Source organism: Micromonospora parastrephiae (assembly GCF_016802865.1).
GTDB classification, from domain to species: domain Bacteria; phylum Actinomycetota; class Actinomycetes; order Mycobacteriales; family Micromonosporaceae; genus Micromonospora; species Micromonospora parastrephiae.
This window is the reverse complement of record NZ_JAEVHM010000315.1, coordinates 1-4,131: the sequence shown is the minus strand read 5'-3', so window position 1 is coordinate 4,131 and position 4,131 is coordinate 1. Positions and strand designations below refer to the sequence as shown.

Here is a 4,131-nt window from a genome sequence, read left to right as displayed (position 1 = left end):
GGGTGGGGTGGGGCCGTGGCGGGTGGAGGGCCGCTCTCCGCGACGCGGGGAGCGGCCCCCTCGGGCGGTACGGCGTCAGTTGGCGATCATGCGGCGCAGCACGTACTGCAGGATGCCGCCGTGCCGGTAGTAGTCCGCCTCACCCGGCGTGTCGATCCGCACCACGGCGTCGAACTCCACGCCGGTGTCGGTGCTGACGTGGACCGTACGCGGCGTCTCGCCGTCGTTGAGCGCGGTCACCCCGGTGATGGTGAACGTCTCGGTGCCGGCGAGGCCCAGCGACTCGGCGGTGACGTCCACCGGGAACTGCAGCGGCAGCACGCCCATGCCGATCAGGTTGGAACGGTGGATCCGCTCGTACGACTCGGCGATGACCGCCCGGACACCCAGCAGCATGGTGCCCTTGGCCGCCCAGTCCCGCGACGAACCGGAGCCGTACTCCTTGCCGGCCAGGATGACCAGCGGGATGCCGGCCTCCTGGTAGGCCATCGAGGCGTCGTAGATCGAGGACTGCTCGCCGGTGAGGTGGTTGACGGTGAAGCCGCCCTCCACACCCGGGACCAGCTGGTTACGCAGCCGGATGTTGGCGAACGTGCCCCGGATCATCACCTCGTGGTTGCCCCGGCGGGAGCCGTACGAGTTGAACTCGTGACGCGGCACGCCGTGCTCCGCCAGGTACGTCCCGGCGGGGGAGTCGGCCTTGATCGAGCCGGCCGGCGAGATGTGGTCGGTGGTCACCGAGTCACCCAGCTTGGCCAGCACCCGAGCGTCGGCGATGTCGACGACCGGGCTCGGCTCCTGCTGCATGCCCTCGAAGTACGGGGGCTTGCGCACGTAGGTGGAGTCGTCGGCCCAGGCGAAGGTGTCGCCGGTCGGGGTGGGCAGCGACTGCCACCGCTCGTCGCCGGCGAACACGTCGGCGTACGCGGCGCTGAAGCCGGTCGCGCCGATCGCCTGGGCGATGACGTCCTGGATCTCGGCGCTGTTCGGCCAGATCTCGCGCAGGAAGACCGGGTTGCCGTCGCTGTCCTCACCGATCGGCTCGTTGGCCAGGTCGATGTCCATCGTGCCGGCGAGGGCGTAGGCGACCACCAGCGGCGGGGACGCCAGGTAGTTCATCTTGACGTCCGGGTTGATCCGGCCCTCGAAGTTCCGGTTGCCCGACAGCACCGACACGACCGACAGGTCATGCTCGTTGACCGCCGCGGACACCTCCTCGGGCAGCGGGCCCGAGTTGCCGATGCAGGTGGTGCAGCCGTACCCGACCAGGTTGAAACCGAGCTTGTCCAGGTACGGCGTGAGGCCGGCCCGCTCGTAGTAGTCCATGACGACCTTCGAGCCGGGCGCCAGCGTGGTCTTCACCCACGGCTTGCGGGTCAGGCCCTTCTCCACCGCGTTGCGGGCCAGCAGCGCGGCGCCGATCATCACCTGCGGGTTGGACGTGTTGGTGCAGGAGGTGATCGCGGCGATCACCACGGCGCCGTGGTCCAGCTCGTACTCGACGCCGTCGGCGCCGGTGACCCGTACCGGGTTGCTGGCCCGACCGCCGGATCCGACCGCCGCGGTCTCCAGGTCGCGCGGCTCGTCGGCCGGGTCGCTGAAGTCGTTGGCCGGTGGGTCGCTGGCCGGAAAGGACTCGGCGCTGGCCTCGTCGGCCGGGCCGTTGGCGCCGCGCGGCAGCTCCTCGCGGGGCACGCCCGGCTTGAGGTCGCGCTCACCGACGGAGTCGTCGGCCACGTAGTCGGTCAGCGCGGAGCGGAACAGCGTCTTGGCGCTGCCCAGCGGCACCCGGTCCTGCGGGCGCTTCGGGCCGGCGAGGGACGGCTCGATGGTGCTGAGGTCCAGCTCCAGGCGCTCCGAGTAGGCCGGCTCGGCCTCCGGGTCGTGCCAGAGGCCCTGCTCCTTGGCGTACGCCTCGACGAGCGCGACCTGCGCGGTGTCGCGGCCGGTCAGCTCCAGGTAGCGGACGGTCTCCGCGTCGATCGGGAAGATCGCCACGGTGGAGCCGTACTCGGGGGACATGTTGCCGATGGTGGCCCGGTTGGCCAGCGGCACGGCGCTCACGCCGGGACCGTAGAACTCGACGAACTTGCCGACCACGCCGTGCTTGCGCAGCATCTCGGTGATGGTCAGCACCAGGTCGGTGGCGGTGGTGCCGGCCGGCATCTCGCCGTGCAGCTTGAAGCCCACCACGCGGGGGATCAGCATGCTGACCGGCTGGCCGAGCATGGCGGCCTCGGCCTCGATGCCGCCGACGCCCCAGCCCAGCACGCCCAGGCCGTTGACCATCGTGGTGTGCGAGTCGGTGCCGACCACGGTGTCCGGGTACGCCTGGCCGCCGCGCTCCATGACGGTGCGGGCCAGGTACTCGATGTTGACCTGGTGCACGATGCCGGTGCCCGGCGGGACGACCTTGAACTCGTTGAACGCGGTCTGACCCCAGCGCAGGAACTGGTAGCGCTCCCTGTTGCGCTCGTACTCCAGCTCGACGTTGCGGGCGAACGCGTCCTCGCGGCCGAACAGGTCGGCGATCACCGAGTGGTCGATGACCAGCTCGGCGGGGGCGAGGGGGTTGACCCTGGTGGCGTCGCCGCCCAGGTCACGCACGGCCTCGCGCATGGTGGCCAGGTCGACCACGCAGGGCACCCCGGTGAAGTCCTGCATGAGCACCCGCGCCGGGGTGAACTGGATCTCCACGCTCGGATCGGCGGTGGGGTCCCACTCGCCGAGCTGGCGGATGTGGTCGGCGGTGATGTTCGCGCCGTCCTCGGTCCGCAGCAGGTTCTCCAGCAGGATCTTCAGGCTGTACGGCAGCCGCTCGTGGCCGTCCACCTTGTCGATCTTGAAAATCTCGTAGCTCGCGTCTCCGACGCGTAGCTGGGTCTTCGCACCGAAGGTGTCGAGGCTCGCCACGTCGTACTCCTTCACACCAGCGACCGTGAGTAGTCCTGAGCAGTGTGTCGCACCGGTCGGGGTGCCGCCGAGGTTAGGTGACACTTACCGCCGATTCCGCTCTCAACAAAACCGTACGTCCGTCTTGCTAGTTTCGCAACCCGACCAGGCGGTCCCGTGCCCCTCCCTCCACCCCTAGCCTCCTAGGACGCCTTACGGGGCGTGTGCACATCCACGCTCACGCTGCGACGGCACGTGCGGGCGACCGACCGCGGGTAGGGTTCGAGGCCGGTCGGGGAAGGGGTCACCGTGTTCGACGTCCAGCACTGGCTTGTGTCGCTGCCACCGATCGCGGTCTACCTGCTCGTCGGCGGGGTCATCGGCGTGGAGAGCATGGGCGTCCCCCTGCCCGGGGAGATCGTCCTGGTCAGCTCCGCCCTGCTCGCCGCCACCGGTGTGGTCGAACCGGAGTGGGTGGCCACCGCCGCGGCCGCCGGCGCGATCGTCGGCGACTCCATCGGGTACGCGGTCGGCCGCCGGGGTGGACGCCCACTGCTCGCCCGGCTGGGCCGGCGCTTTCCCCGTCACCTCGGCCCCGCCCAACTCGTCCGGGCCGAGCAGAGCTTCGCCCGGTACGGCGTCTGGGCGGTGTTCTTCGGTCGGTTCGTGGCACTGCTGCGAATCCTGGCCGGGCCGCTCGCCGGGGCACTGCACGTTCCGTACCGACGTTTCCTGCTGGCCAACGCGGCCGGTGGGCTGGTCTGGGCATTCGGCACCACCTACCTGCTGTTCACCGTGGGTCGGGCCGCAGAGCACTGGCTGAAGGACATCTCCTGGGCCGGGTTGGCCCTCGCGGTGCTCGCCGGCCTCGCCAGCACCTGGTGGCTGCGCCGACGGGCCCACCGGATCGAGGCCGCCGAACCGGCCCCCGACGCCGAGGAACCGGCCCACGCGGGCCACGATCGCTGACCTGGATATGTCGAAGGGCCGGGCCCCTGGTGGGGTCCGGCCCTTCGGTCGTGTTGGTGGTGGTGTGGGTCAGTTGGTGGAGTAGCCGCGGGTGGCGATCCAGTCGGCGAGGTGTTCGACGGTGATCCAGTAGGAGGCGGTGTTGGGGTCGGCGGAGTCGGCGATCTTGACGGTGTCGCCACCGTCGCGGTAGCCGACGACGCTGATGTAGTGCCCGCCTTCGTAGGAGTGGGTGGTGCCGTCGGTGTCGGTGCTGGTGCCGGCGATGTT

At 70.3% G+C, this 4,131-nt stretch carries 2 protein-coding genes and 1 pseudogene; 1 reads left to right on the top strand and 2 read right to left on the bottom strand.

The window, feature by feature from the left end; genetic code table 11:
- Positions 1 to 75 precede the first annotated feature (75 nt).
- Positions 76 to 2,928 carry an aconitate hydratase gene (locus JNW91_RS30140; RefSeq protein ID WP_203178886.1) on the bottom strand — a complete coding sequence of 951 codons (2,853 nt, stop codon included), beginning with the start codon at positions 2,926 to 2,928 and terminating at the stop codon, positions 76 to 78.
- A gap of 273 nt (positions 2,929 to 3,201) precedes the next feature.
- Here JNW91_RS30140 and JNW91_RS30135 point away from each other — a divergent pair, with 273 nt between their 5' ends.
- Entirely contained in the window at positions 3,202 to 3,861 is a 660-nt protein-coding gene (locus JNW91_RS30135; protein ID WP_203178885.1) for a DedA family protein, read from the top strand.
- Positions 3,862 to 3,930: 69 nt separating this feature from the next.
- Here the strand turns inward: JNW91_RS30135 and JNW91_RS30130 are convergent.
- Positions 3,931 to 4,131, bottom strand: a pseudogene (locus tag JNW91_RS30130) (C39 family peptidase); the annotation flags it as partial.